Origin of the sequence: Microbacterium sp. C7(2022), from assembly GCF_028823665.1 — a bacterium.
Taxonomy (GTDB): domain Bacteria; phylum Actinomycetota; class Actinomycetes; order Actinomycetales; family Microbacteriaceae; genus Microbacterium.
Window position 1 is genome coordinate 1 of the sequence record NZ_JAPEHV010000084.1, and the last position, 235, is coordinate 235.

1 protein-coding gene is annotated in these 235 nt (G+C 45.5%); it reads left to right on the top strand.

Annotated elements, in window-relative coordinates:
* Positions 1-55: 55 nt before the first annotated feature.
* A partial coding sequence (locus ON062_RS14080) for a hypothetical protein (RefSeq protein WP_368859994.1) occupies positions 56-235 on the top strand: 180 nt, incomplete at its 3' end.

Below are 235 nucleotides of genomic sequence, written 5' to 3' on the forward strand. Positions count from 1 at the left end.
TGCTATTTGGGTAGAGTTCGAGAGTGCCTTCCTTGATCACTTCTTTCCTTAGGAGTTGAGAGAGGCTAAGGTAGAGGAGTTCGTGAACTTGAAGCAAGAGGGGATGACTGTGAAGGAGTACAGCCTAAAATTCATTCAACTATCTAGGTATGCTCCAGAGATGGTTCAAAATATGCGAGCGAGGATAAGGAAGTTCATGTCTGGGTTGGCTACGCATGTGAAGAGGGAGTGTAAG